Consider the following 26720-nt stretch of genomic DNA (forward strand, 5'->3'; position numbering starts at 1 on the left):
CGCGCTGTCCGCTTTTTCAGCTTTGCCGTGTGCCGAACGGCATATGGCGGATAGTTATCACATTGTCCTACGGGGTCATTGCGGACATTCCAAATGCCAAAGAGATATGCCGTAAATACAGCCCGCCCGCAACGGAAGTTTGCGGCAGCCCGGCAAAAGCCGGGCCGGGGCATACGGATTAAAGGCACCCTTCCAGGCGCAGCAGGCATTCCTTGATGGGCAGGCCGCCGCCATAGCCCACCAGCGCGCCGTCGGCCCCGATGACCCGGTGGCAAGGAATCACAATGGCGATGGGGTTGCGGTTGTTGGCAAGGCCCACGGCCCGGCAACCCCTGGGGCAGCCCACGGCTTCGGCGATCTGCCTGTAGCTGCGCGTCTCGCCGTAAGGGATGGCGGCCAGCGCGGCCCAGACCTTTTGCTGGAACGGCGTGCCCTGTGGGGCCAGGGGCAGGTCAAAGTCACGCAGCCTGCCCGCCAGATAGGCTTTGAGCTGGCGTCCGGCCTCGCGCAGCAGGGGCGTTTCCTCGTCGGCGGCATTGGCCGCCAGCGGGCCGGACTTGCGCCCGCCGTCCTTGCGGATCAGGTCCAGGGCCAGAATGCGGCCGTCCTCCTCCACCAGGGAAACCCCGCCGACCAGGGGCAGACCATAGCAGTGCGTGTACATCATGCGGCGGCTTCCCGCGCCCGGTCGGGCGCTTTGGACGAGGACAGCAGAAAGGCGAACAGCGCCCCCAGCACGGCCACCAGGCCCAGGCACTGGATGGCCCGCGCCAGGCCGTAATTGTCGGCGATCCATCCCAGGCAGGGCGCGGTCATGCCGCCCATGCTGGTAGCCAGGCCCAGGGTCACGCCCGAGGCAAAGCCGATATTCCTGGCCAGCAGCTTCTGGCCCAGCACCACCAGGGAGCTGAAAGGCGCATAAAGCACAAAGCCCAGAAAAGGCAGCAGGGCAAAGGCCGCGTAAAGATTGCCCGCCAGGCTGAAGGCGAAAACCACCGGAGCCATGAGCACAAAGGCCAGGCGGATGATCCTGGTGCAGCCGTAGCGGTCCGAGAGCAGGCCGCCGATGATGTTGCTGATCACCCCGCAGGTGCAGAAAAAAGTCAGGGCCAGCGCCCCGGCGGCCTTGGACTGCCCGAAGGCATTGACCCAGTACAGCGGAATAAAGGTATTGAAGCCCACAAACAGGGTGGAGCGGGCCACAATGGCGACGGTCAGCTTGGAAAACTCCCGCCAGTTGTTGCGGCCGAGGATTTCAGAGTCCCCATCCGCGCCCTCGGCGGCGGGCGCACCAGACGCAACAGGGTCAACAGGGGCGGCAGCGGCCTGCGGATTTTTGCTCGCAACGGATTCGGCGGGGGGTGCGGCCGGGACGGGCACAACGGCCGCGCCCGCAGTAAGGCCGGTCATGCGCACGATCTGCCAGAGCAGGATGGAGGCCATGCACACGGCAAGGCAGGCAAAAACCGCCGTGCCGCTCATGCCGAAATAGCCCACGCAGCCCGTGACCAGCAACGGCCCCAGCACAAAGCCGCTGTTGCCGCCGATGGAAAAGATGCTCAGGCCCACGCCCTTGCTCTGGCCGGACACCTTATTGGCGTAGCGCGCGCCTTCGGGATGGAAGAGCGCCGCGCCGACGCCGCTGACCGCGATGGCCGCGAAAATGGCCCAGTAGTCGCTCATGAAGCCCACGGCCGCCAGGCCGCAACCGGCCAGCAGCACGCCCAGGGGAATGAACCAGGGCTTGGAAAAGCGGTCCGAGAGCCAGCCGAACAGGGGCTGGATGATGGACGAAAGGCAGGAATAGGCGAACATCAGGCCGCCCGTGGCCTGATAGCTCAGGCCGTAACTGGCCCGCAGAAACGGCAGCACGGCGGGCAGGGCGCCGCCGTTCACGTCGCAGGAGAGATGCCCCAGCGAAAGGAGAAGGATTTTCTTTTTGTCCATCGCGGGACGCTACACCAAAGGCCGGGCAAATCCAAGACGGAAGACGGCCCCCGTCGCGTCCCCGCCCGCCCGGACACGCCGTTCAGCGCCATGTGGCCCCGCACTTCCCTGGATAGAAGGCCCCGGAAAACCGGGGCCTTTGTCTCACAAGATTCAGGCTGTCAACGGCGCTTCCGCCGGTCTGAAATCCGCAAGGACAGAGCAGACTTTACTCAAAACATGCACGGAAGTTTGCAGCCTGTCGCCGATCAGTTGAACGGTGAAGCCGTCAATATCCTCACCATCCTCGAAATGTTCCATGAGGTAGGCCGTGACATAAAGATCGTCATGCACCTTATCGAGCAGGCCGGATAAATCCTCGGCTTTGTGCGCGGCAAGCGTTTCCTCCTCATATTTCAGCATATACGACGGTACGCGGTAGCAGCGCAATTCGTGCGGCACTTCCCCGGCGGGCCCGGCGGCCTTGGGGGAAGCGGCGGCTGCCGTGTCCCGTTGCGCCGGTTCCGGCTGTTCTTTTGCCGCAAAAGCCAGCAAGGCCTGGGCCGCCTGTTGCAGCTTTTCGGCCAGATCCGTGAAGTGGGAGCAGGAAAAATCCGGAGACGCCGCATCAGGCGGGGCAAATTGGGGCCGTGAGCGGCGTGCGCTCGGGGAAGAACTGGACATGGAGTACCTCTACGGTTTTTTGATTCGGAACTCTCAAAAACAGAAAGTTCCGGGTGCTCAAAACTGCCGCAGAGCAGCGGGCTATTTTCCGGCAAGCCGGTCTTGTATTTCGCCCACACCCGGAAAGAGCATACGGGAAGTTACGCCGTGCCAAAGGCACAGCGCAAGAAAGCCCACAGTCTGTCGGGGTGGGAGCCGTCTACGGAAGGTGTTTTGAGCACCGGGAAGAAGGGAATCATAGGCGCGGGGAACTGTCAACAGCGGGCAGGGCCGGGAAGACGCACGGCAGCAAGCCCTCCCGACGAATACTATCGCCAAGGACGCCATGGTCTGCAAGAGGTAGGTGGGCACGGTGGAGTACAGCTTTATTATCTTTAATCCAAATATAACATAGCGGCAACAACGCTCATATAAATTTAGTTTTCAGGCCTGTTCTCCATAAATTATATATAACGACGCATTGAATATGATTGCAGAAATTGCATTATTGCTATTCTAAGAAGTGAATCATTTCATAACTCGTACTCCGTCCGCCGCTTTTCCCTTGTCGCAAGATACCATATTCCATCAGTTCCCGAATATCCCGTAAGGCGGTATCCGGTGAACACTTTGCCAACTTGGCGTATTTGCCGCTGGTTAACTTGCCCTCAAAGCCATCCAGCAAGCGGTTAATGATCACCTTTTGGCGTTTATTGAGCGGGTATTGATTGGCATGCCGCCAGACACGGGCCTTGCGGAAGACTGCCGCCAACGTCTCGTCCGCTCCTTCAATGGCCCGACCAAGGCAGTCAAGGAACCACTTCAGCCAAGGGGTGATATCCAAACCGCCTTTTTGTGTGTGTTCCAGAATCGTGTAGTAATCTTTGCGTTCTCGCTCAATCTGCCCGGACATGCTGTAAAAGCGTTGCGGGCAGTCATCCGCGCGCGCAAGGGCGCAGTCGGCAATGGCGCGGGCTATGCGCCCGTTGCCGTCCTCAAACGGGTGGACGGTCACAAACCAGAGGTGCGCTATTGCCGCCTTCACCACAGGGTCAAGCTGCAACGGCGCGTTAAACCATTCCAGAAAGCGGTTCATTTCCGTATCAAGGCGGTCAGCCGCCGGGGCTTCAAAATGAACCTTTTCATGGCCGATGTAGCCGGAGACAACGTGCATGGGTCCGGCTTCGGGCTTGCGCCACGCGCCCACGGTGATACGCCGTGAGGCCCCGTAGCCGGTGGGAAAGAGGGCCGCATGCCAGCCAAACAGGCGTTCCGCCGTCAGCGGTTCAACATAGCGCTGTGTGGCATCCAGCATCATTTCAACAACGCCTTCCACGTTCCTGCTCACAGGCGCAAGCCCGCCAATGTCGATGCCAAGCCTGCGGGCCAGCGATGAGCGAACTTGTGCGGCATCAAGGGATTCCCCTTCTATGGCGCCGGACTTCACCACATCCAGAGTCAGCGTTTCCAATCCGGCCTCGGCACGGATAGAAAAGCCAAGGGCGCTCATCCGGCCCAACAGCAAGCCTTGCTTGTGGCGAATAGTTGCCAGCGGCTCCGCCAGCTTGGCGATGTCCCATTGAAATGTCGGCCACTCCGGCCTTTCGTGAATGCAGCCCATAATCTCCGCACCTTTTGCGGTGAATATGACATGGTTTCACCGCAAAGGCAAGATTCGTCGTAATTATTGCGGTGAAAACGTGATGTAAGCGCCGCATCCCTGTTACTTTGGAACTCTCCGGTATGCGGCGCGGTGAGATGTTCAAGCTGGAAGCGGGCGACCTTGACTTTCACATGAAGCTCATCCGCATACGTGTTCGGCCCAGGAGGTCACATTGTACGAACAAGCTTTTTCGCATAGTATCCGGACACGTCAATTTCCTTCTTGGTGAAGACTCGTACTCCACCCACTGGGCACTCAGTGAATGGGAAAGCCGGGTTACACAACACAGCCTAACCTTCCATAGGGTCAAGCAGCTCATGACAGAACAACAAATCGAACAAGAGCTGATAAAGAATCTGACTGACCTCAAGTATGTTCACCGTCAGGACATCCGCGATCGTGCCGCGCTGGAGGCCAACTTCCGGGAGAAATTTGAAGCTCTGAACCGGGTACGCCTGACAGACGGCGAATTTTCACGCCTGCTGGAACAAATTATTACCCCGGATGTGTTCAGTGCCGCCCGGCTTTTGCGCGAACGCAACAGCTTTGAACGCGACGACGGCACACCGCTCTTCTACACACTCGCCAATATCAAAGACTGGTGCAAGAACACCTTTGAAGTTGTCAACCAACTCCGCATAAATACAGATTACAGCCACCACCGCTATGACGTCATATTGCTCATCAATGGCGTCCCTGTAGTGCAGATTGAGTTGAAAACGCTGGCTATCAGCCCGCGCCGGGCAATGCAGCAAATTGTTGACTACAAAAATGATCCCGGCAACGGCTACGGCAAAACCCTGCTCTGTTTTTTGCAATTATTCATTGTCAGCAACATGAGTGACACATGGTATTTTGCCAACAATAACAACCGCCATTTCAGTTTTGATGCGGATGAACGCTTTTTGCCGCTCTATCAGTTTGCCGGAGACGACAACAAAAAAATCACCCAGCTTGACCGTTTTGCAGACCATTTTCTGGCCAAATGTACGCTGGCAGAGATGATCAGCCGCTATATGGTGCTGGTGGCCAGCGAACAAAAGCTCATGGTTATGCGCCCTTATCAAATATATGCCGTCCAGGCCATTGTGGACTGCATTCACCAAAACTGCGGCAACGGCTATATCTGGCACACCACAGGCAGCGGCAAAACGCTGACTTCCTTTAAGGCGTCCACCCTGCTCAAAGACAACCCGGACATAGAAAAGTGTCTGTTTGTGGTTGACCGCAAAGACCTTGACCGTCAGACGCGGGAAGAGTTCAATCGCTTTCAGGAGGGCTGTGTCGAGGCCAACACCAACACGGCTGCGCTGGTGCAGCGGCTGCTTTCCGATGATTACGCCGACAAGGTCATCGTCACCACCATTCAGAAACTGGGGCTTGCCCTCGATGCCAGCAACCCCGGCAACTACAAGGAGCGCCTGAAACCGCTGCGCAACAAGCGCATGGTGTTCATTTTTGACGAATGTCACCGTTCTCAGTTTGGCGATAACCACAAAGCCATCAAAGACTTCTTCCCAAACGCCCAATTGTTCGGCTTCACTGGAACCCCCATCTTTGAAGCAAACGCTTCCTATACGCAAGTCACAGGGGAGCAAGGCTACTATAAAACCACAGCAGATATTTTTCAGCGTGAGCTGCACGCCTATACCATCACCCATGCCATTGAAGATCGCAACGTGCTGCGTTTTCTTGTTGAATATTACAAGCCGGAGGGCAAAAGCATCCCCAAGCCCGGCGAGCCGCTTCTCAAGCGTGCTGTTGTGGAAGCTATACTGGACAAACACAATGCCTCCACCGCACAGCGCAAATTCAATGCGCTGTTTGCCACATCGGGCATCATTCACGCGATAGAGTATTATCAACTTTTCAAAGAGGTTCAGGCAGAGCGCGCGGCGGCGGACAGCCATTATGAGCCGTTGAACATCGCCTGCGTGTTTTCCCCACCTGCGGAAGGCAACAAGGATGTGCAGCAAATTCAGGAAGATCTGCCTCAGGAAAAGCTGGATAACGCCGAAGCACCCGAAGAAAAGAAAGCTGCTCTCAAAGCCATTATTGCCGATTATAATGCCAATTACAGCACCAATCACAGCATCAATGAATTTGACCTGTACTATCAGGACATACAAAAACGCATCAAGGATCAGCAGTATCCCAATGAGGACTTGCCTCACGCGCAAAAGATCGACATTACCATTGTGGTGGATATGCTGCTCACAGGTTTTGACTCCAAATTTCTCAACACCTTGTATGTGGACAAAAACCTCAAGCATCATGGCTTGATTCAGGCCTTTTCGCGCACCAATCGCGTGCTGAACGACACCAAGCCCTATGGCAAGATTCTGGACTTCCGCCAGCAGGAAAAGGCCGTTGATGCGGCCATAGCCATGTTTTCCGGCGAAAAGTCCGACACAGCCAGAGAAATCTGGCTTGTTGATCCCGCCCCTGTCGTCATTACCAAATTGGAAAGCGCAGTCACGCAGCTGGATGCCTTCATGCACTCCCAGGGCCTGACGTGCGCCCCGGAAGACGTGAACAATCTGAAGGGTGATGAAGCCCGCTGCCAGTTCATCAATCTGTTCAAAGAGGTCAAGCGCCTGAAAACCCAGCTTGACCAGTACACCGACCTCACACAGGAAGATGCCGAAACCATAGAAAAGCTCATCCCTCCCGATCAATTGCAGGGCTTGCAGGGGGTGTACCTGGAAACTGCCCATCGCCTGAAAGCCCAGCAGGAAAAAAAGGATGGCAAGGCCGACCCCGCCGCTGATGCGATCCAGCAACTGGAATTTGAGTTTGTGCTCTTTTCCTCCGCAGTGATCGACTATGATTATATCATGAAGCTCATTGCCGGATATACCCAGGCGGTTCCGGGCAAGCAGTCCATGACCCGCGACGAACTCATCGGCCTTATCCAGGCCGACGCCAAGTTTGTGGATGAGCGCGACGACATCGCCGCCTACATCAAGACGTTAAGCACTGACAAGGGGATGAGCGAGGCCGCTATCCGTGAAGGCTACGAGCAGTTTAAAACCGAGAAAACTGCGCAAGATCTGGCCGCCATTGCCGCCAGGCACGGTCTTGAGGCGACCTCTCTGCAAGGTTTTGTGGACAGCGTCATGCAGCGCATGATCTTTGACGGTGAGCAGCTCAGCGACCTGCTGGCGCCTCTGGGCCTGGGCTGGAAAGCCCGCACCCGGAAAGAACTGGCCCTGATGGAAGACCTTATCCCTCTGCTGCACAAACTGGCCAAGGGGCGCGAAATTTCGGGACTGGGAGCCTATGAGTAAGGTGGAGATGATGAGTGCAAAAGATAAGAAGAAGGGCGCTTCGGTGCCGCGTTTGCGCTTTCCTGAGTTTCAGAATGCGGGGGAGTGGAAGGAAAAACAGCTTGGTGCTTGTCTAGGTTACCAGCAGCCTACAGCCTATCTTGTTTCAAACACAAACTACAATTCATCATTTGTGACCCCCGTTTTGACTGCGGGTAAAGCTTTTATCCTTGGGTATACAAATGAAAGACACGGAATTTTTAACGAAGGCTTGCCAGTAATCATTTTTGATGACTTTACAACAGCTACTCAGTTTGTTGACTTTCCTTTCAAAGCAAAATCTTCTGCAATGAAGATTTTGGAGGCAAAAAAAGGCGCAAACATCAAATTTATGTATGAAGTGTTGCAGACGATCTCATACTGTACTGAAACACATGAACGGCATTGGATTTCAAAATTTGCACCTATGCCGATCAAAATTCCGCAATTAAGAGAGCAACAGAAAGTCGCCGACTGCCTTTCCTCCCTCGACCAGCGCATTAACGCCGAAACTGAGAAGCTCGACGCCCTCAAGGCCCACAAAAACGGACTGCTCAAACAGCTTTTTCCGTTAGAAGGTGAAACCCTGCCCGCGTTGCGGTTTCCAGAGTTTCGGGATGCGGGGGAGTGGAAGAAGGCAGACTTTGGTAACATAGCTAAATTTTTATCTGGGGGTACACCCTCAAAGGATGTTTGTGATTACTGGGGTGGAGATATCCCTTGGATAAGCGCATCATCAATGCACAATACAAAAATTGAAAAATCAGACTGCAATATCACAAAACTAGCCGTAAGCAATGGTGCACGAATTGCCCCAAAGGGAACATTGCTTTTACTTGTCCGCGGAAGTATGTTACATAAGAGAATTCTTTTAGGAATTTCAGAAATCGATGTGTCTTTTAATCAGGACGTTAAGGCACTAGTCCTTAATGACGACATTACAGAACTGTATTTAATGTATTTTCTGATGGCTTCAGAATCAAAACTGCTTGCAACCGTGGTTCAAACTGGTATCGGTGCAGGCAAATTGGATACTGATGATCTAAATAACTTTCCGATCATGATGCCTTCACCGATTGAGCAACAGCGCATTTCCAACTGCCTGTCCTCTCTTGACGAACTCATCGCCGCCCAAACACAAAAGATTAACCTACTCAAAGACCACAAGAAAGGGCTTATGCAGCAGCTTTTCCCGCGCATTGACGAGGTTCGGGCATGAGCAATACCCCGAAAATTTGGGAATACCCCACCTTGAGCAAGCTGGTGACGCGCCTTCGGGATGACCTGAATAACGCAAATTATGTATTGCTGTTCGCCTATAACGGCACAGGCAAAACCCGCCTTTCCATGGAATTCAAGAATGCCGGAAAAAGAGACGTTTCCAGCGATACACTCTATTTCAACGCCTACACCGAAGACCTCTTTTCCTGGGACAATGATCTTGAAAGCGATACGGAGCGCTATTTACGCCTCAACACCGCCTCCAAGTTTTTTTCCGGCTTCAAAGAGCTGGCGTTGGAAGAAAAAATTTTTTCGTACCTCGAACGCTATGCGGATTTTGACTTCAAGATTGACTATGAACAGTGGTCGATTTCGTTCTCGCGTGGGGAAGAAGAAAACATCAAGATTTCTCGCGGCGAAGAGAATATTTTTATCTGGTGTATTTTCCTTGCCATTTGCACCCTTGTCATTGAAGGACACGAGTCCTATGCATGGGTGAAATATATCTATATTGATGACCCCATATCATCTCTGGATGATAATAACGCCATTGCTGTCGCCACAGACCTCATCAATACACTAAAAAAACCAGAGCATACAACAAAGTGTATCATTTCCTCCCATCATGGATTGTTTTTCAATGTGCTGTGGAACGAATTCAAACGCTCACGTACAAACTATAACACTTATTTCTTTTACCGCTCGGCACAAGGCGAAAAGTACTCCTTACAAAGAACGGACGAAGCGCCATTCTTTCATCATGTGGCCATGCTCAGCGAGTTGCAACAGGCTATGGAAAGCAATCAAATCTACACGCATCATTTCAATGCCTTGCGCAGCATTATGGAAAAAACAGCCGTTTTCTTTGGCTACAAAGATTTTTCATCGTGCATTCATGGCGTTGATGACGAAGTGCTGTATACACGCGCCCTCAATCTCTTAAGCCACGGCCAATATTCTATCTATGCCCCGCGAGAGATGGTGGACGACACCAAAGAACTTTTTAAAAGTATTTTCACGGCTTTTCTGAGCCGCTACCGATTTGAAATTCCCCAACTCACCAAACAAATTGCCAACACCCCCACCCCCAAGGAACAGCCATGACCGAACAAAACCAAAAACAACTGGGCGCTGTCCTTTGGAGCATTGCCGATACCTTGCGCGGAGCCATGGACGCGGACGACTTCCGTGACTATATGCTTGCCTTTCTCTTTTTGCGCTACCTGTCCGACAATTATGAAGTCGCGGCCAAAAAGGAATTGGGAAACGAGTACCCCGATGCCGGCACACAGCCCGGCGTGACGCCCTTGCGCATCTGGTATGCCGCCAATCAGGCCGACGTGCCGGACTTTGAAAAGCTCATGCGCCGTCGCGTACATTACGTCATCAAGCCGGAGTATCTCTGGGACAGTATTGCCGAGATGGCGCGCACGCAGAATGGGGAATTGCTGAAGACTCTTCAGGACGGCTTCAAATATATTGAAAATGAATCCTTCGACAGCACCTTTCAGGGGCTGTTTTCAGAAATCAATCTCACTTCCGAAAAGCTTGGCAAGCGCAACGCCGAGCGCAATGAAAAACTTTGTGATATTATAAAAAAAATTGCCGAAGGCTTGTCCAGCTTCTCCAGCGAGGGCGATACGCTGGGCGATGCCTATGAATACCTGATCGACAAATTCGCGGCAGGCTCCGGCAAAAAAGCCGGCGAATTCTATACACCGCATGAAATATCCAGCATTTTATCCGGCATTGTGACGCTGGACAGCCAGGATCCCGGCACCGGCCCCAAAAAACATCTTGCCAGCGTGCTTGATTTCGCCTGCGGCTCCGGCTCGCTTTTGCTCAATGTACGGGGGCGCATGGGAGCGCAAGGCATAGGCAAAATCTACGGCCAGGAAAAGAACGTCACCACCTACAACCTGGCGCGCATGAACATGTTGCTGCATGGCGTAAAAGACTCGGAATTTGAGATATTCCACGGCGACACCCTGACCAACGACTGGGACATGCTGCGCGAAACCAATCCCGCGAAAAAGCCCTATTTCGATGCCGTGGTGGCCAATCCCCCTTTCAGCTACCGTTGGAATCCCAGTGAGGCGCTGGGCGAAGACGTGCGTTTCAAAAATTATGGACTGGCTCCGAAATCCGCCGCGGACTTCGCCTTTTTGCTGCACGGCTTCCACTACCTGAAGCGGGAAGGCACTATGGCCATTATCCTGCCGCATGGCGTGCTGTTCCGTGGCGGCGCGGAGGAGCGCATCCGTCGCAAACTGCTTGAAGACGGCAACATAGACACCATTATCGGCCTGCCCGCCAACCTTTTTTACTCCACGGGCATTCCCGTGTGCGTCCTTGTGCTCAAAAAGTGTAAAAAGTCTGATGACGTGCTCTTCATCAATGCCTCTGAGCATTTTGAAAAGGGGAAACGGCAAAACAGACTGTCCACGGAACACATAAAAAAAATTGTAGATACCTATCAGTTCCGCACAGAAGAAGAACGATATTCTAAATGTGTCAGCATGGAAGAAATTTCCGCAAATGGCTATAACTTGAATATTTCCAGATACGTCAGCACAGCAATGCCGGAAAAGGAAATTGACCTTGCCGATGTTCATAAAAAAATGATGGCGGTGGATGCCCAAATCAAAGCCGCCACGGAAAAACACAATGCGTTTTTGAAAGAGCTGGGTCTGCCCCTCTTGCCATAGGGAAGCACACTATCTTTTACAAGGAATAGCTCATGGCTCAAATTACCAATAAGCGCTGTGGGGAGCTAGTACAGGCCCTTTTTCGTATTCTGGAAAAGCAGCCGGAAGGCATGAAGGCTAAAAAGGCCCTGGCGGCGCTGGCTGATTCCGTCACGCTTACAGAGTATGAAGCGGGCAGCTATCAAAGCGGACGTCGTTTTGAAAAAATTGTGCGCTTTGCCACCGTTGATACGGTGCGCGCGGGCTGGCTCATCAAGGATGACGGGATATGGACGCTGACCGAAGAGGGGGCGAAAGCCTTGAAGCAGTACAAAGACCCTCTGGAGTTCCATAAAAAAGCCGCTCATCTGTATCAACAATGGTATAAACACCACAAGGGGCTTCAGTCTTCTGATACACAGTCCGCAGTTGGAACTGATGTGGAAGGTCTGGAAGACAAAAGCGAAAAGAGCGTCAGCGTTTCCTATGAGGAAGCCAGGGAACAGGCACAGGAGACGATCGACGCTTTTTTACATTCCATGGATCCCTATGATTTTCAGAAACTAGTAGCAGAGCTGCTCAAGGCCATCGGCTACCATGTGACGTGGATTGCCCCGCCGGGCAAAGACGGCGGCGTGGACATCCTGGCCTACACCGATCCTCTGGGTACGCAGGGACCGCGCATCAAGGTGCAGGTCAAGCAACAGCAAAAGGCCGTCACAGAGCCCGACCTGAAGTCCTTTATGGCAAATATCGGCCAGCATGACAGCGGCATCTTTTTCTGCACAGGGGGGTTCACCAAGGATGCCGAGGCCTACGCCCGCAGTCAGGAAAGCAAGCGCATCATGCTTGTGGACAGTGCCAAACTTGTCCAGCTCTGGTCGGACAACATCCCGCGCTTGAGCGATCAGGCATGGCAACGCTTACCGCTGACGCCGATCTACTTTCTGACCCCGGAGAAATGACAATGCCTTGGGAAACGATTTTGGCGGCGGCCATAGGCGGATTGTTCACACTTTTGGGAAGTATTGTCGCCTTGCGGCACCAAGGAAAATTACAGGACGGCAGATTTGCTTACGAGCAACAGAAAGCCAAGGAGGAATGGGAACGCCAGGAGGGACGAAGAAAGGAAGAACGCAGTTTCGAGCTGAAACGGCAAGCCTACCAGAATTATCTTGCCGTGATTGCGCAATCGTCCCGAATTCCCATCAAGCCCATGGAGTTTAAAGCCACGCTTGCACTTCTCGCTTGCACTTCTGGAGTTGAGTGGATCCGCAAAGGTTTCTCAACTGGCCTCCGAGTTTGCCCTGTATATTGAATCTTGCATAACACATGGGATGCAGCCAACGACACAAGACGAAATACTGACAGCATCAAATCGGCTTGCTGCGGCAATCCTGTCTGACTTCCGTTCACATATTGCCTCATGAAATCTGGTAGTAGTCCCTTTCCTGGTTAGGAATAGGTTAGGAAATGAAAAAAGCGCTTATGGTTAGGATTCCATAAGCGCTTAAATTTCTTGGTTGCGGGGGCAGGATTTGAACCTACGACCTTCGGGTTATGAGCCCGACGAGCTACCGAACTGCTCCACCCCGCGCCATGTGGCGACATGTCATATCGCGAGAAAGAGATATAGTCCTGCGGGTGGATTCTGTCAAGCAAAGCCGCGCATTTTATTTTCGGCTCGCCATTTTCCTCAGCGCATCCCCCAAAAGCCGCTCCACGCCTCCCGTTCAAGCCCGCCGCCCTGCGGCGGTTCGCCTCCCCCGGTCTCGGCCGCGCCGGGCGGCAATTGCCAAGCCCGGTCCGTCGGGCTATAGTTTATCCATATAAATATGGGCTCGCCCACCGCGTCCTTCCCCGGGCCCCGTGGCCGCCCGTCAAACCGCAGCCGCAGGATGCCGCGTCATGCTCACCCTTATCCTGGCCGTCGGCATAGCCGTTCTGGTCTCGTTTTCCTGTTCGCTCACCGAGGCGGCCCTGTACGCCGTGCCCTGGTCCTCCATTGAACGCTTGCGCCGCATGGGCCGTCCCGTGGGCGAACTGCTCTATAAAATGCGTACCGAGGTGGACAAGCCCATTGCCGCCATCCTGACCCTGAACACCGTGGCCAACACCGCCGGTTCCACCATTGCGGGCGCGGCCTTTCTTGCGGTCTTCGGCGCGGAGCACATGGCGCTCTTTGCCCTGGCCTTCACCGTCGTGATCCTGGCCTTCGGCGAAATCGTGCCCAAAACCCTGGGCGTGGCCTATGCCACGCCCCTGGCCAGCGCCCTGGCCCGCCCCCTGGCCCTGACGATCAAGCTGCTTTCGCCCCTGCTCTGGCTCACGAGCCTGCTCACCCGCCTGATGTCGCCGCCCTCCAGCGCGCCGCAGATTTCCGAGGACGACATCTGCGCCGTGACCAGCCTTTCGCGCCAGGCCGGTCGCATCCAGCCCTATGAGGAAAATTTCATCCGCAACGTGCTGACCCTGGACCAGAAACGCGTGCATGAGATCATGACCCCGCGTACCGTGGTCTTTTCCCTGCCCGAGGACATCACCGTGGAAGAGGCCTACAAGGACCCGCGCATCTGGCATTTCAGCCGCATTCCGGTCTACGGCGAGAACAACGAGGACCTGGTGGGCCTGGTGGAGCGCCGCACCCTGGGCCGCTGCCTCAAGGAGGACAAGGAGGGCACGCGCCTGTCCGAAATCATGCGGCCCCTGCATTTCGTGCAGGAAAGCCAGACCCTGGACGTGCTGCTGCGCGAACTGCTCAAGGCCAGGGTGCATCTGTTCGCCGTGCTGGACGAATACGGCGGCCTGGCCGGAGTGGTTTCGCTGGAGGACGTGCTGGAGGAAATTCTGGGCAGCGAGATCATGGACGAAAGCGACAATGTGGCGGATCTGCGCGCCCTGGCCCGCGACCGCCGCAAGGCCCTGACCCGCAAGGCTCCCCAGGACAAGCCCGCCGCGCCGACCGCGCCCACCAGGTAAGTCCCCGGCGCGCCTCCGGGTTTGCCTGGCCCGCAATGTCCGCGCGAAACGGGCGGCACCGCAAATATTGATAACAATTCTTATCTTGTCAGAAAAATCGAAATGGGCTAGGGTACCCCATCTTCACTCAGCGCAACACTGGAGTGACTCGCATGGCCCGCAAAAAAAATACTTCCATCTATGTGGCGGCGCTGCTCCTTTTCCTGGGCGGCGTAGGCTATCTGGTTTATTCCGGCTTTTCGGAAAACAGCGTTTACTTCCTGAACGTGGCCGAAGCCAAGGCCGCCACGCCGGACAAGCTGACCGCGGCCCGGCTGTTCGGCACTGTGGCAAGCCGGGGCATTGAAAAGCACCGGGGCGGACCGGGCGTCACCTTCAGCCTGGAAGACAAGGACAACGCCAGCCAGACCATCGTGGTCAACTACAGCGGCGCTGTGCCCGACACGTTCAAGGCCGGGGCGGAAGTCATCGTGGAAGGCGGCATGGGGCCGGGTGGGCACTTTGCGGCCAAGACCCTGATGACCAAGTGTCCTTCCAAGTACCAGAAGGAAAACCGTACAAGCTAGAGCAATTCAACTTTGAGAAAGTGCATTCTCAAAGTTTTTAAGACGCTCACTCCGGCGTTTAATCGCGCACATAAATTGCGCTTACGCCTCCGTGGCGGGCGTCTGCTCCCGCAGCCGCCGGAACAATTTCACTTTGAAATGGCTCCGGCCACGCGGCGCCCCCCAACACGGGGCGCTGTTTTTTCCCGTCACGTCACTTGAACCGGGCGGACCGGGATGAGCCGGGCGGACCAGCCGGGTTGTCCCGCCGTCATCCACGCGTAAAGGAGCCCCATGTACGTTTTCGCCTACGCCATGCAACTTCTGGCCCTGCTCTGCGCCCTGGGGGGCGGCGGCATGGCTCTGCTCCAGCTCTGGCAGGGACGCGCCGACAGCCTGCGCCTGATCGAAAAAGCCCACTGGGTCGTCACCGGCGGCTTGCTGCTGGCCTCGGCCCTGCTGCTGCACGCCCTCTACTGGCATGACTTCAGCCTGCAATACGTTGCCAGCTATACGGACCTGATCCTGCCGGTCTTCTACCGCCTGACCGCCTTCTGGGCCGGGCAGCCCGGTTCCATGCTCTTCTGGGCCCTGGCCGTGAGCCTGAGCGGCAGCATCTTCGCCTGCACCCGCGCCTGTCGAAATCTGAGCCCCGCCACCAAGCTCTGGTACTGGACCTTCTTTTACGTGATCATGGCCTTTTTCACTCTGATCCTGACCAACTGGAGCAACCCTTTTCTCATGCAGACCCCGGCCCCGGCCGACGGCAACGGCCTGAATCCCCTGCTCCAGAATCCGGGCATGATCTTCCACCCGCCGCTGCTCTTCCTGGGCTACGGCGGCTTCACCGTGCCCGCCTGTCTGGCCCTGGCCCAGACCCTTTCCCGCAGGGGCCGGTGCGAGGGGCCCTGGTTCCGCCTGACGCGGCCCTTCATCATCCTGGCCTGGCTTTTCCTCACCGCCGGTATCGTGCTGGGCGCGTGGTGGGCCTACATGGAACTGGGTTGGGGCGGCTACTGGGCCTGGGACCCGGTGGAAAACGCCTCCCTGATTCCCTGGCTCATCGGCACCGCCGCCCTGCACACCCTGATTGTGGAAGAGCGCCGGGGCAAGCTCGGCCGGGTCAATGTGGCCATGATGGCCCTGACCACGGTATCGGCCTTTTTCGCCACCTACCTGGTGCGCAGCGGGGTTATTGATTCGGTGCACGCCTTCGGCGACGGCAGCGTGGGCACGCCGTTGACCGTTTTTGTGCTGGCCGGTCTGGCGGTCACCTTCTGGGTGGCCTGTACGGCCCCGCGCGAAGGCAAACCCCTGGCCGGGCTGGACAGCCGCGAGGGCTTCCTGACCCTGGTGGCCTGGGTGCTGCTGGCCCTGGCCGCGATCATCCTGGTCGCCACCATGTGGCCGGTGATCAGCAAACTCTGGACCACCGCCCCGCGCGGCCTGGACGCCAATTTCTACAACCGGGTCTGCCTGCCTCTGGGCGCGCTGCTGCTGGTCATGATGGCGGCCTGTCCCTGGCTCGGCTGGAACGGCGGCATGCGCGGCAAGGGCCGTTTCTTCGCGGTGCTGGGGGCGTTTGTCGCCGGCGGCATTGTGATCTGGGCGCTGGGCTATCGCCAGCCCACGGCCCTGCTCGGCGCGTCCGCGGCCATTGCCGTCAGCCTCGGCGTGGTCCTGCTGCTCACGGACAGCGCCGTCCGCCGCCAGCCAGCCAGCCTGGGGGCTCTGGGCGCGCACCTGGGCATGGCCCTGGCCGCTCTGGGCATCGCTTTTTCCGGCCCCTACACGCAGGACAAGGAAATGTTCCTGGCTCCGGGCCAGACCGAACAGGTCGGCGGCTACACCGCCACCCTGCTGGAAATCAAGGACGGCCGCCAGCCCGGCTACGACTTTATCGCGGCCCGGCTCCAGATCAGCAAAGACGGCAGGAATCTGGGCATTGTCGCGCCGGAACGCCGCATGTACGACAAGTTCGGCAGCATGCAGTTTTCCGAGGTGGATGTGATTCCGGGCCTGGGCAATGAAGTCTACGCCTCCCTGCTGGGTCTGGACGAGGACATGCGCGTGCTGGTCAAGGTCAGCGTGGAGCCTCTTGTCAACTGGATCTGGATCGGCGGCACCCTGATGTGTCTCGTGCCCCTGCTGGGCCTGCGCCGCCGCACTTCCCCGGCCAGGGAACCCGACGACGAGGACGGGCCGGATGACGGCAAGGCCTGAAGCCGGGAGGCCCGCGCGTGCTTGAACTCGACCGTGTCGCCAAGCTCTACGGCGTCAAAGTGATCTTCAAGGAAGTGAGCTGCGCCTTCACGGCGGGCAGCGTCTCGCTGTTGGTGGGCGGCAACGGCGCGGGCAAAAGCACCCTGATGCGGATCATGGCCGGCTTGTCGCGCCCCAGCGCGGGCCGCGTGCGGCAGGCGGAATCCGGCACGCGTTCCGGCGGCCTCCGCCTGGGCTATCTCGGGCACGCCACCTTTCTCTACCCCGGCCTCACGGCACTGGAGAATCTGGCTTTCTGGCGCACGGCCCACGGCCTGCGCCTGTCCCGGTCCGACTTGCTGGCCGGGTTGGAGCGGGTGGGCCTGGCCGCCCACGCCCACGAGCGCGCGGGCGTTTTTTCGCGCGGCATGGCCCAGCGCCTGAACCTGGCGCGGGTGCTTATGTTGGAGCCGGACCTCCTGCTGCTGGACGAGCCGGGCACCGGGCTGGACGCGGCCTCCCTGGCCCTGCTGCGCCGCGAGGTACGGGACGCCCGGCAGCGCGGGGCCTGCGTGGTGCTCATCAGCCACGACCTGGCCGGGGACGCGCCCCTGGCCGACCGCCTGCTGGCCCTGGCGGAGCGCAAACTGGTCTATGACGGCGCGCCCTCGGACTTCACGGGCTTTCATCCCGCGCCGGACGCGGCCGCCGCGGACAATACGGATAAGGCGGGCAAGGGAGGCTCGGCATGCTGCGCCTGACCCTGGCCGTGGCCCGCAAGGATCTCGCCCTGACCCTGGCCAGGGGCAGCGGCCTGATCCAGGCCCTTTTGCTGGGCCTGCTGCTGCTTTTCGTGTTCAGCCTCTCCCAGGGCCTCGGCGAGCGCATGAGCCCGCAGGCCGCCGCCGCCGTGTTCTGGCTGAGTTCGGCCTTCTGCCAGGTGTTGATCTTCAACCAGCTCTACGCCCTGGAAGAGGCCAACAACGCCCGCCTGGGCCTGTTGCTCTGCCCCGCCCCCATCCAAGGGGTCTGGCTGGGCAAGGCGGCGGCGGGCCTGACCCTGCTGCTGCTGGCCCAGGTCATCTTTCTGCCCGCGTCCGTGATTTTTCTGGGCCAGGAGCTGGGCGGGCCGCCGCTGCCGGGCCTGGCGGCGCTGCTGCTGGTGGATCTGGGCATGTGCGCCCTGGGTTCCCTGCTGGGGGCTCTGGCCCAGGGGCAGGCGGCACGCGAATCCCTGCTGAGCATCGTGCTTTTTCCGCTGCTCACGCCCCTGCTGCTGGCCGGTATCGGCGTGGGCGCGCAGACGCTGGGGGCCGCCTCCCCGGACGGGCCCGGCGGCTGGCTGGGCGTGGCCTGCGCCTTTGACGCGGTCTTTCTGGGGGCCGGTCTGTTGCTGTTCAGCTTCATCTACACGGGGGACGAATAAATGCCGCAACTTCTGGCTCTGCTGGGCGGACTGGCCTTTGCCTGCTGCCAGTGGCTGATCTATGTCTACGCCCCGGAAGAGGCCACTCTGGGCCTGATCCAGAAAATCTTCTACATCCACCTGCCCCTGGCCTGGTGGGCGCTGATCAGCTTTTTCACGGTCTTTCTGGGTTCCATCGCCTGTCTGTTGCGCCGCGCACCCGGCGCGGACAGACTCTGCGCCGCCGCCGCCGAGGTGGGCGTGCTGCTCAGCGGCCTGGCGCTGGTCACCGGCATGCTCTGGGCGCGCAAGTCCTGGGGCGTCTGGTGGACCTGGGACCCGCGCCTGACCACCACCCTGATCATGTGGTTCGTCTACGCGGGCTATCTGGTGCTGCGCGGCCTGGATCTGCCGCCGCAACGCAAGAGCCTGGTCTGCGCCGTGGTGGGCGTGGTGGCCTTTCTGGACGTGCCCCTGGTCTTCATTTCGGCCCGGATCTGGCGCTCGATCCATCCGGCGGTTTTCGCGGCCAAGGGCGGCGGCCTGGAGCCGGAGATGAAGATGACGGTCATTGCCTGCGTGCTTTCTTTCGGTCTGCTCTGGGCCGGGCTGGTCTGGCTGCGCAAACGCCAGCTCGATTTACGCGCCCGCCTCGACGCATTGGCCGCCAATGCCGACAACCCGGCGGCGTAAACGCCGCAGCGAACTCTCCCACGGAGGACATATATGGATACCCTCACCTGGATCGTCATCGCCAACGCCGCCGTCTGGATCGGCCTCGGCGCGTATCTGGCCTTTCTGGCCGCGCAACAACGCGCTCTGGCGGCCCGCCTGAGCCAATGGGAGATGCTCAACCATGACTGATCTGCCCAAGCTCAATACTCCGGCGCGCGTGGTGGCCCTGCTGCTGGCCCTGAGTCTGGCGGCCATGCTGGTGATTTCCCTTACGGAACGCTTCAAGCATCCGCAGATCACCGTGCATGTGCAGCCCGCGCCCCAGGCTCCGGCGGGCATGGGCGGCGACGCCATCGGCGCGCTCATGCAGCAGGTCGCCCAAAACCCCCAGAACGTGGACGCCCTGGTCCACCTGGTCGAAGCCCTGATGACCGCCCAGAACTGGGAGGCCGCCGAGACCTTCGCCCAGCGCGCCGTCACCCTGGATGTAAACAATCCCCAGCCGCTCTACCTGCTGGGCGTCATCAAGCACAATCAGGGCAAGCACAAGGAAGCCGCCGAATTTCTGGAAAAGGTGGTGACCCTGCATGACAACGCCTCGGTGCGTTACAGCCTGGGCGTGCTCTACATCCATTTTCTCAACGACCCGGCACGCGGCGTGGAGCACCTCAGCGCGGGCCTGCATGACCCCAAGGCCGGCGAGGATCTCAAGAAGGGCATCCGCGAGGAGCTCGAAAAAGCCCCGCTGCCCCATGCCGGTGACGCGGAAAAGAACACGCCGGATCAGCCGGTCCGGCAGGACAAGATGAATAAAAAAGTCAATAAAACCAATGAGAAAGAAGCGCAACCCTGAACCGCTTCCCGTCAATGTCGCAGTTGCCAGGCCCGCTTCTTGACCATAAGTTGCGGGCTTGCCTCTTTTTTTTTCAGGTTGTAGGTTGACCGCAAAGACTTTCGACCGCGCCCCACCCACGTTATTGAGGAGCTTATGGCCCGCCGTAAAAGCAAAAAAAGTCCTGAAACGGAAGCCGCTTCGCCGCGCGAAGCTCTGACGCGCCCCAATCCCGACGCCTCCGGCAATGCATCTCCCGCAGCTTCTTCGGAGGCCGCGCCTTCCGGCATGGTGCGCAAAAGCACCTGCATCATGGGCATGCTGCTGACGCTGGCGCTGGGCCTGTATCTGGGCGGCCTGCTGCCCGGCCTGATCAACGGTCACGGCCCGGCCGTTACGACCCACCCCGCCACGGCGCAGCCGGAAGCCGCGCCTCCCGCTCCCGCGGCCCAGCAGGCGGCCAGGCCCGCGCAGGACAATCCGCCGCCCATGCCCCCGGAACTGGCCCAAAAAATTGCCGAGCTGGAAAAAACCCTGCTGGCCGATCCCAAGGACGCCGCCCGCTGGGCGGCCCTGGGCAATCTGTATTTCGACACGGGCCAGGCCAAACAGGCCATCTCGGCCTATGAGCGTTCCCTGACTTTCGCGCCGGGCAATCCCGACGTGCTTACGGATCTGGGCATCATGTACCGCGAGGCCGGAGCCTACGAACAGGCCGTGGACAGCTTCCGCAAGGCCTCGGCCGCCCGGCCCGGCCATGAAAACGCCCTGTTCAACGAGGGCGTGGTGCTCTATTACGATCTGCACCGCAAAGACGAAGCCGTGCAGGCTTGGCAAAGCCTGCTGAAGGCCAATCCCGGCGCGCGTTCGCCGGACGGGCAGCCGGTGTCCGAATTGATCAAGCATCTGCATTAGGGCTGTCAGAGATGATGCCCGCGCTGCCCGGCGGGCGCGCGGATGCCGCACGCAACGTTGAACGCCCGGCGTTGCAGCGTTGCTCCGGTTTAAGCCAGTAACGGCTCGCCCGGACGTCACGCGGAGACGGAACCGCGCGGCGTCCATGCAAGGAGCGGCCCCGCCGTCCGGCGCGGCGGAAAGTTATATGACAGGCGGAAACACTATGGCATACGTTTTTTCCGGCACGGCCCGCTTCCGGGTTTCGGCCGCTGTTCTTCTGTTTTGCGCGCTCTGCTTCGGCTGGGGCGGCGGTGCCCCGGCCCAGACCATGCTGCCCGCCGCGCCCACCACGTCCAGCACGCCCCTTTTGCCCTACCTCGACTATCTGCTGGATGAAACCGGCACCATGGATGTGGAGGAAGCCGCCGCTCCGGACAAGGCCGGGGACTATCGGCCTCTGGCGCTCAAGGATCTGCCGCGCGAAACCGGGGTCATGTGGCTGCGCTTCACCCTGGCTCCCCTGCCGGAGGGCGCCCGGCCCGCCACGCTCTTGCTGGACATGGGCGAAAGCGTGCCCGGCATGCCCATGCTTTATGAACCCGTGTCCAACAGCCTGAGCGGCGCGCTGGAATGGCGCGAATCCAGCCCGGCCCAGCGCAATGTGCTGCTTCTGCCCGAGGCGGGCAAGGAACCTCTGACCTGCTATATCCGCCTGGACGGTCTGCCCGGCCTGTGGTTCGCGCCCATGCTGCGCACCCCGCAGGACGCGGCCACCAACTGGGGCAGCCTGTCGCGCACAGCGGCCATTCTGGCCCTGGGCGTGGTCATGCTGCTCTGCCTTTTGCGCGGCCTTTCCGAAAAGGGCCAGTGGCGCGTCTGGACGGCCCTGTACGTGGGCGTGGCCCTGGGTCAAGGCCTCATGGGCATGCCCGCCTCCGGTTCCGGCCATATCGGCCTGGGCGAGTCCGGGGCCGTGCTGGCGCCGGGTGTGGCCCTGATGCTGCTGCCCCATGTGGGCCGCCATCTGATGCGTACCCGTGAGCGTTCGCGCGCCCTGGACATCCAGCTCCTCCTGCTCTCCCTGCCCGGCGCGGTCCTGGCCCTGCTGCCTCTGGTGCCGAACTTCGGCTGGCTGACCCGCTATCTGGATCTCTGGCCCCTGGGCACCCTGATTTTCGTACCCACCGCCCTGGGAGCCTGGATCATGGGCCTGGGCGGAGCCAAGCGTTTTCTGCTGGGTTGCCTTCTGCCACCGCTCTTTGTGGCCGGGGGCATGCTGGGCCTGGACAGCGGCTTTGCCCCCAATCTCCTGGCCTCCGCCCCACTCTGGGGCACGGCTCTCAGTGCTTTGATCATCGCCGCCACCAGAGCCCCGCACGACACGGCCGCTGCACAGGCTGACGCCACGGCGGCCAAAGCCGTGCGCAGAGAGGCCGACGGCACCATCACCCTGGACCAGCCTCTGGACGATCCCAATCTGCGGCTGATCCCGCCGGGACCGCCCATGCCCCCGGATGATTCGGAGGCGGACGCATCCGCGGCGCGCCCTGATCCTCAGACCGCGCCGCACGCCGGTCTGCTCTCCGGCCTTCCGCCCAATCTTCTGGAAGACGCCCTGCGCCTGCCCCTGGACCGCCTGATGCGGGAAGGCGCGGCCCTGGGCCATTGCGCCCTGCCTCCGGCAGTACGCCAATACGCGGAAAACATGCTGGCCGCGGCCCGCCAGATGGCGGATATTGTCAGCAATCCCAAACAATTGAATCAGGAACGGCCCACCCCCGAAGCCGCCGCGCCTTTCAATCTGCAGCATCTGATGCGCGAAGCCCATGACGCCGTGGCTCCGGCGGCGGAAAGCGCGGGCATCGGCCTGGCCTGGTACATGCCGCCCCATCTGGGACATATGTACGAGGGCGAAGCAGGAGCCCTGAACGAAACCCTCTGCCTGTTGCTGGAAAGCGCGGTACGCGCCACCAGGCACGGAGCCGTGCATTTTTCGGTGCGCCGCGTGCCGGAAAGCGTCGATGCCGGGCATCTGCTCTTCACCGTCACGGACACGGGTTCGGGCATGCCGCCCAAGGAGCGTTCCAGCCTGGCCCTGACCCGCGCCTGGGAACTGGCGGGCGCGCACAAGGGATTTCTGGGCGTGGAGTGCAGCCCCCACGGCACCACGATCGCTTTTACCCTGCACCTCAAATATCTGGAACGGGACGACAGCGAGGGCGCGCCCGTGGAGCGCAGGCAACCACTGGTCCTGGTCGCGGCGGAAAGCGCGCTGGATCGCCAGATGCTAGCCCGCATGCTGGACGGCATGCCCTGCCGCAACGCTGAAGCGCGCAGCTTGAGCGAGGCCCTGCAACTGCACAAGGGCGAGGTCGCGCTCCTGCTGATAGCGCAGGGCAAGCTGGCCTCTCCGGCGGCGGGCGATATTCTGCGCCGGTTCCGCGAACTGGCGGCGACAGCGGGCTTGCCTTTCTGCAAGGCCCTGGCCGTCACCATGGACGACAGCCAGTGGGACCGCCTGGCTGACGCCGGTTTCACCCATGCCCTGCTGGAGCCGGTGGACAGCGAAGCCCTTTGCCAGACCGTACGGGAAATTCTGGATGCCGCCGCGGCCGCGCGGACAGCCGATGAAACCGGACAGGAAGCCGTGCCCGCGGAACCCGCCGAGCAAACCGGCACGGCCTCGACAGATATGACAGCGGCGGCTCCTGAAGCAGCCGCGCCTTCCGCCGCAACGGCGGGAGCACCGGCCGGACGGCCGCCTCTGCCGGATCTGTTCGGCAACGAGGACGGCCACGGCGCCTCTCCCCTGAAAATACCGGATCTGACGGCCCTGCCCGATCTGTTGAGCTTTGCGGAATCCCTGCGCGGCCCCGTGGTCGGTCCGGGAGAGGATAAAACATCCGGCAAACCCGCGGGCGGCCTGTTCAGCGGCCTGCCGGAAAACGGCGATCCCCTGCCGGACCTTGACCTGCCTCCGGCGGAAGCCGGTCTGACCCCGGTCAGCCGCCTGAACGCGTCCCATAAGGCCGCGCAAGAGCAGCCGGACATTCCGGCGGGCCTGTTCGTCAATCCCTACGCACCCGACGATCTGGTTATGACCGCGACGTCCAAAACCACGGCGGTCGAATCCGAAAGCAACGAGGCCCCGGTTCCCGCATCTTCTCCGGAAGACGCCGCCATGCAGGCGGAATTTTCCGTGGCCGCTGGCCTGGAAGGACCGGTCTGGGGTGAGGAAGAGCCTGCGGAGTCCGATACGGCACAAGAGACAAACGATGCCGCCCCGGAAGACGCCCCATCCACGGAAGACCTGGCTGACGGCAGCGTTATGGCAGCGGGAAACCCGGCTTCAAGTACCGAGGAAACTCCTGCGGAGCCCGCCCCAGTCGTTGCCGCCGCTGATGCAGCCGAGGAAAAAACGGCGGACACAGTGGAGAACGCGCCGCCCGTTGAAGCTCCCCAGGCTGTTGTCTCCGTACCGGAAGCCGACATTGAGGCCGTGCAGCCTGCCGCTGAAAGCGCTTCCGCCGCTCCGGAATTGCCGGAAGAGCCGAAAACAGCCGCCCCAGTGGAGGTGACCGCGCCGGAAGAAGTTGTTGCGGAAACGTCCGTGCCGGAGAGCAAACCAGCGGCAGCCGTGCCGCCGGCCCCGGAAAAGCCCGTGGAGCCGGAACAGCCCCGTAAGCCTGCCTTCCGGCCTGTCACGTTTGCCGCGCGGCCGGGCGCCACCATTGTCCCCATCCGGCCCAAAGCCGCGCCCAAGGCCGCAGCCGTGCCGGAAGTGCCGGAAGCCAAGCCCACTGTCACGGTCAGCGCCACAGGCTCCTACACCAGCCCCCGGCAGAACACGCCCGGCGAGTGGGTGGGCGAGCCCATGCCCATCGGCAGCCCCCTGTCTTCCCGTTCGCAGGACGCGGAAGCCGTGTCCCCCACCGAAAACGCTGTGCGTCGCGGACCACGCATCACGATCAGATCCGTTCCGACCACAACCGCCCGGCGGGACACGGAGAACACCGCGGATACCGCCAAGAACGCCTATACCAGTCCCAGTCTGAGCACGCCCGGCGAATGGGTGGGGGAACCCATGCCCATATCTCCCAAAGCCACGGCTGACAGGCCAGCTCCGCCCAGGCGCGACGGCCCGGAAGAAGCCCTCCGGCAGGTGAACAAGGCCGGTCTGGATCTGAGCCTGACCAATGCCCAGGTTGCCGCGCGGCGCGCCGCAACCGTGCCCGCGACGCCGGAACCGACGGCAGTGGAAAAGCCCGCAGCGGCAGCCCCTGGTCCCACCGGCACCGAAGAACGGCCCGCACCCGCGCCCACTCCCGCGACGTCCCAGCCGCAGGAAGCCACGGCAGGCATGCCCGTGCGGGAGACCAGTCCGGTTTCGCCGTTCGTTCCGGAGACCACCGCTGCCGCAACGGCGGCCGATTCAGACGGTTCCGGAGGGCTGAGCGGTTCCATTATGGACTTTATCGCCGGAGCTGAGCCCGTAAAAAAAGAAGTGCCGCCCCTGGCCGCGCTTATTGCGGAAGTTTCCGGCCCCTCACCCGCCCCCGCGCCGCCCGCCCCGCCCCTTGCGGAAGAGCCCCGGCGGGCCATGAGCAGCCCGACCCCGGAAAAAACAGTTCAGGGCCGTTTGCAGATGCCCTTGCCGGAACCCCGGCCCGTGGCCGGGACAAACGAAGCCCGACCCGCAACGGACAGAGCGGCCCCTGTGCCGCCGCCTCCCGCGCCCGCAACGCCGCCGCAGCCGGGGCCTGACAAGACCATCCTGCAACTGGTGGAACGCCTGGACGCGGCCATGGAAGACGCCCAGCAGGCTTTCCAGAGCCGACGAGGCTATATGGTGGGCGAGGCCGCCGGGCGTATTGCGGCGGAGTCGGACGCCTTCGGCTTCCGGGTTCTGGCCCGTATGGCCCGCTGTGTGGAGCGGGCGGCCAAGGCCAACGACATGAACGCGCTCAAGGATCTGCTGCCCGAGCTGGCCGTGGCCGTGGAACGCAACCGTATCGCGCTTACCCCGCGCAAATAAGCGCGCCCTGATAAAGCGGACGACAGCCCGTTCCCTGTGGGAGCGGGCTGTTTCCGTTCAAAACACTTTTCATCATGAAGTTGTTTTAGAGCATTTCAACTTTAAACGGTGAGGCGCACGGTCTTCGCGGACGACGAAAGCAAGCGGCACCAACGGGCAAAGGCTTGCGCAAAACGCGGCGGCATGCGAAAATACCACGGCCCAGGCAGGCATACCGCCACTGAGGGCAGACAAGGAGTAAACATGTACAAAAAAGTTCTTCTGCCGGTGAGCGGCAAAAAACACGGCGAACGCGCCCATCAGGCTCTTAAGCATGCCTTGGGTCTCTGCTCCGGCGAGATCATCCTGTTGCACGTCACCGAGCCGCTGTCGCAGATCGTGGGCGGCGAAGCCCATACCGAACTGAAGCGCGAGGAAGCCGCCAAAGGCCTGACCCTGCTCTGCCCGCTTATCGAAATTCTGGAAAAAGACGGCGTCAGCTTTCACACCCGCGTGGAAGAGGGCACCCCGGCGGAAACCATTGTGCGCGTGGCTGATGAGGAAAACGCGGATCTGATCGTCATGTTCACCGACGGACGCGACGGCCTCGGCGATCTGCTGATCGGTTCCATCACCGAGCGCGTGCTGCGCAATACAGATACCCCTCTGCTGGCCGTGCGCCACTAGAGCGGTTCCGGCTCAG

21 protein-coding genes and 1 tRNA gene are annotated in these 26720 nt (G+C 60.0%); 17 read left to right on the forward strand and 5 right to left on the reverse strand.

Features of this window, described 5'->3' with window-relative positions:
- Positions 1-178 precede the first annotated feature (178 nt).
- The 4 genes from HMPREF0326_RS03200 to HMPREF0326_RS03215 all read right to left on the reverse strand — a co-directional run bounded on the left by HMPREF0326_RS03200 (position 179) and on the right by HMPREF0326_RS03215 (position 4210).
- Positions 179-667 carry a methylated-DNA--[protein]-cysteine S-methyltransferase gene (locus HMPREF0326_RS03200; RefSeq protein WP_008682845.1) on the reverse strand — a complete coding sequence of 163 codons (489 nt, stop codon included), beginning with the start codon at positions 665-667 and terminating at the stop codon, positions 179-181.
- Complete coding sequence (locus HMPREF0326_RS03205) at positions 664-1947, reverse strand: MFS transporter (protein ID WP_008682846.1); 1284 nt, start codon at positions 1945-1947, stop codon at positions 664-666. The genes HMPREF0326_RS03200 and HMPREF0326_RS03205 overlap by 4 nt, the downstream gene beginning before the upstream one ends.
- Before the next feature lie 153 nt (positions 1948-2100).
- Positions 2101-2610, reverse strand: coding sequence for a hypothetical protein (locus tag HMPREF0326_RS03210; protein ID WP_008682848.1), 510 nt, complete (start codon positions 2608-2610; stop codon positions 2101-2103).
- 490 nt (positions 2611-3100) lie between these two features.
- Positions 3101-4210 carry a Fic family protein gene (locus HMPREF0326_RS03215; RefSeq protein WP_008682850.1) on the reverse strand — a complete coding sequence of 370 codons (1110 nt, stop codon included), beginning with the start codon at positions 4208-4210 and terminating at the stop codon, positions 3101-3103.
- 359 nt (positions 4211-4569) lie between these two features.
- On the opposite strand from HMPREF0326_RS03215, the gene HMPREF0326_RS03220 reads away from it, so the two are divergent.
- From HMPREF0326_RS03220 to HMPREF0326_RS03245, 6 genes are read left to right on the forward strand one after another with little or no spacing between them, the layout of a single operon-like run.
- Positions 4570-7542, forward strand: a complete 2973-nt coding sequence (locus tag HMPREF0326_RS03220; RefSeq protein ID WP_008682852.1) for a type I restriction endonuclease subunit R — start codon at positions 4570-4572, stop codon at positions 7540-7542.
- A complete protein-coding gene (locus tag HMPREF0326_RS03225; protein WP_035072767.1) occupies positions 7535-8779 on the forward strand; it encodes a restriction endonuclease subunit S in 1245 nt (414 codons plus the stop codon). Before HMPREF0326_RS03220 ends, HMPREF0326_RS03225 begins: the two co-directional genes overlap by 8 nt.
- Positions 8776-9885, forward strand: coding sequence for an AAA family ATPase (locus HMPREF0326_RS03230; protein WP_008682855.1), 1110 nt, complete (start codon positions 8776-8778; stop codon positions 9883-9885). Before HMPREF0326_RS03225 ends, HMPREF0326_RS03230 begins: the two co-directional genes overlap by 4 nt.
- Positions 9882-11489: a type I restriction-modification system subunit M gene (locus HMPREF0326_RS03235; protein ID WP_008682858.1), complete on the forward strand. Its 1608-nt coding sequence runs from the start codon at positions 9882-9884 to the stop codon at positions 11487-11489. The genes HMPREF0326_RS03230 and HMPREF0326_RS03235 overlap by 4 nt, the downstream gene beginning before the upstream one ends.
- Before the next feature lie 32 nt (positions 11490-11521).
- Positions 11522-12433 carry a restriction endonuclease gene (locus HMPREF0326_RS03240; RefSeq protein ID WP_008682859.1) on the forward strand — a complete coding sequence of 304 codons (912 nt, stop codon included), beginning with the start codon at positions 11522-11524 and terminating at the stop codon, positions 12431-12433.
- A 2-nt stretch (positions 12434-12435) separates the two neighbouring features.
- The gene (locus tag HMPREF0326_RS03245; RefSeq protein WP_008682860.1) at positions 12436-12786 is read left to right on the forward strand and encodes a hypothetical protein; all 351 of its coding nucleotides are present in this window, start codon (positions 12436-12438) and stop codon (positions 12784-12786) included.
- Between the two features lie 202 nt (positions 12787-12988).
- Here the strand turns inward: HMPREF0326_RS03245 and HMPREF0326_RS03250 are convergent.
- Positions 12989-13065 (reverse strand) — tRNA-Met (locus HMPREF0326_RS03250).
- Positions 13066-13376: 311 nt separating this feature from the next.
- On the opposite strand from HMPREF0326_RS03250, the gene HMPREF0326_RS03255 reads away from it, so the two are divergent.
- The 11 genes from HMPREF0326_RS03255 to HMPREF0326_RS03300 all read left to right on the forward strand — a co-directional run bounded on the left by HMPREF0326_RS03255 (position 13377) and on the right by HMPREF0326_RS03300 (position 26704).
- A complete protein-coding gene (locus HMPREF0326_RS03255; RefSeq protein WP_008682861.1) occupies positions 13377-14447 on the forward strand; it encodes a hemolysin family protein in 1071 nt (356 codons plus the stop codon).
- 152 nt (positions 14448-14599) lie between these two features.
- Positions 14600-15013, forward strand: coding sequence for a cytochrome c maturation protein CcmE (locus HMPREF0326_RS03260; protein ID WP_008682862.1), 414 nt, complete (start codon positions 14600-14602; stop codon positions 15011-15013).
- Between the two features lie 273 nt (positions 15014-15286).
- Complete coding sequence (locus tag HMPREF0326_RS03265) at positions 15287-17215, forward strand: heme lyase CcmF/NrfE family subunit (RefSeq protein ID WP_008682864.1); 1929 nt, start codon at positions 15287-15289, stop codon at positions 17213-17215.
- 17 nt (positions 17216-17232) lie between these two features.
- The gene (gene ccmA / locus HMPREF0326_RS03270; RefSeq protein WP_008682865.1) at positions 17233-17955 is read left to right on the forward strand and encodes a heme ABC exporter ATP-binding protein CcmA; all 723 of its coding nucleotides are present in this window, start codon (positions 17233-17235) and stop codon (positions 17953-17955) included.
- Positions 17943-18620, forward strand: a complete 678-nt coding sequence (locus tag HMPREF0326_RS03275) for a heme exporter protein CcmB (protein WP_008682866.1) — start codon at positions 17943-17945, stop codon at positions 18618-18620. The genes ccmA and HMPREF0326_RS03275 overlap by 13 nt, the downstream gene beginning before the upstream one ends.
- A complete protein-coding gene (locus tag HMPREF0326_RS03280; protein WP_008682867.1) occupies positions 18621-19292 on the forward strand; it encodes a cytochrome c biogenesis protein in 672 nt (223 codons plus the stop codon). It abuts the gene before it with no gap.
- Between the two features lie 33 nt (positions 19293-19325).
- Positions 19326-19463, forward strand: coding sequence for a CcmD family protein (locus HMPREF0326_RS15825; protein WP_009303319.1), 138 nt, complete (start codon positions 19326-19328; stop codon positions 19461-19463).
- Entirely contained in the window at positions 19456-20127 is a 672-nt protein-coding gene (locus tag HMPREF0326_RS03285) for a tetratricopeptide repeat protein (protein ID WP_008682868.1), read from the forward strand. The genes HMPREF0326_RS15825 and HMPREF0326_RS03285 overlap by 8 nt, the downstream gene beginning before the upstream one ends.
- 135 nt (positions 20128-20262) lie before the next feature.
- Positions 20263-21021, forward strand: coding sequence for a tetratricopeptide repeat protein (locus tag HMPREF0326_RS03290; RefSeq protein ID WP_008682869.1), 759 nt, complete (start codon positions 20263-20265; stop codon positions 21019-21021).
- A gap of 205 nt (positions 21022-21226) precedes the next feature.
- Positions 21227-26038, forward strand: coding sequence for an ATP-binding response regulator (locus HMPREF0326_RS03295; RefSeq protein ID WP_020990200.1), 4812 nt, complete (start codon positions 21227-21229; stop codon positions 26036-26038).
- 243 nt (positions 26039-26281) lie between these two features.
- Positions 26282-26704: a universal stress protein gene (locus HMPREF0326_RS03300; RefSeq protein WP_008682875.1), complete on the forward strand. Its 423-nt coding sequence runs from the start codon at positions 26282-26284 to the stop codon at positions 26702-26704.
- Positions 26705-26720 lie beyond the last annotated feature (16 nt).

Source organism: Desulfovibrio sp. 3_1_syn3 (assembly GCF_000145315.2).
Taxonomy (GTDB): domain Bacteria; phylum Desulfobacterota; class Desulfovibrionia; order Desulfovibrionales; family Desulfovibrionaceae; genus Desulfovibrio; species Desulfovibrio fairfieldensis.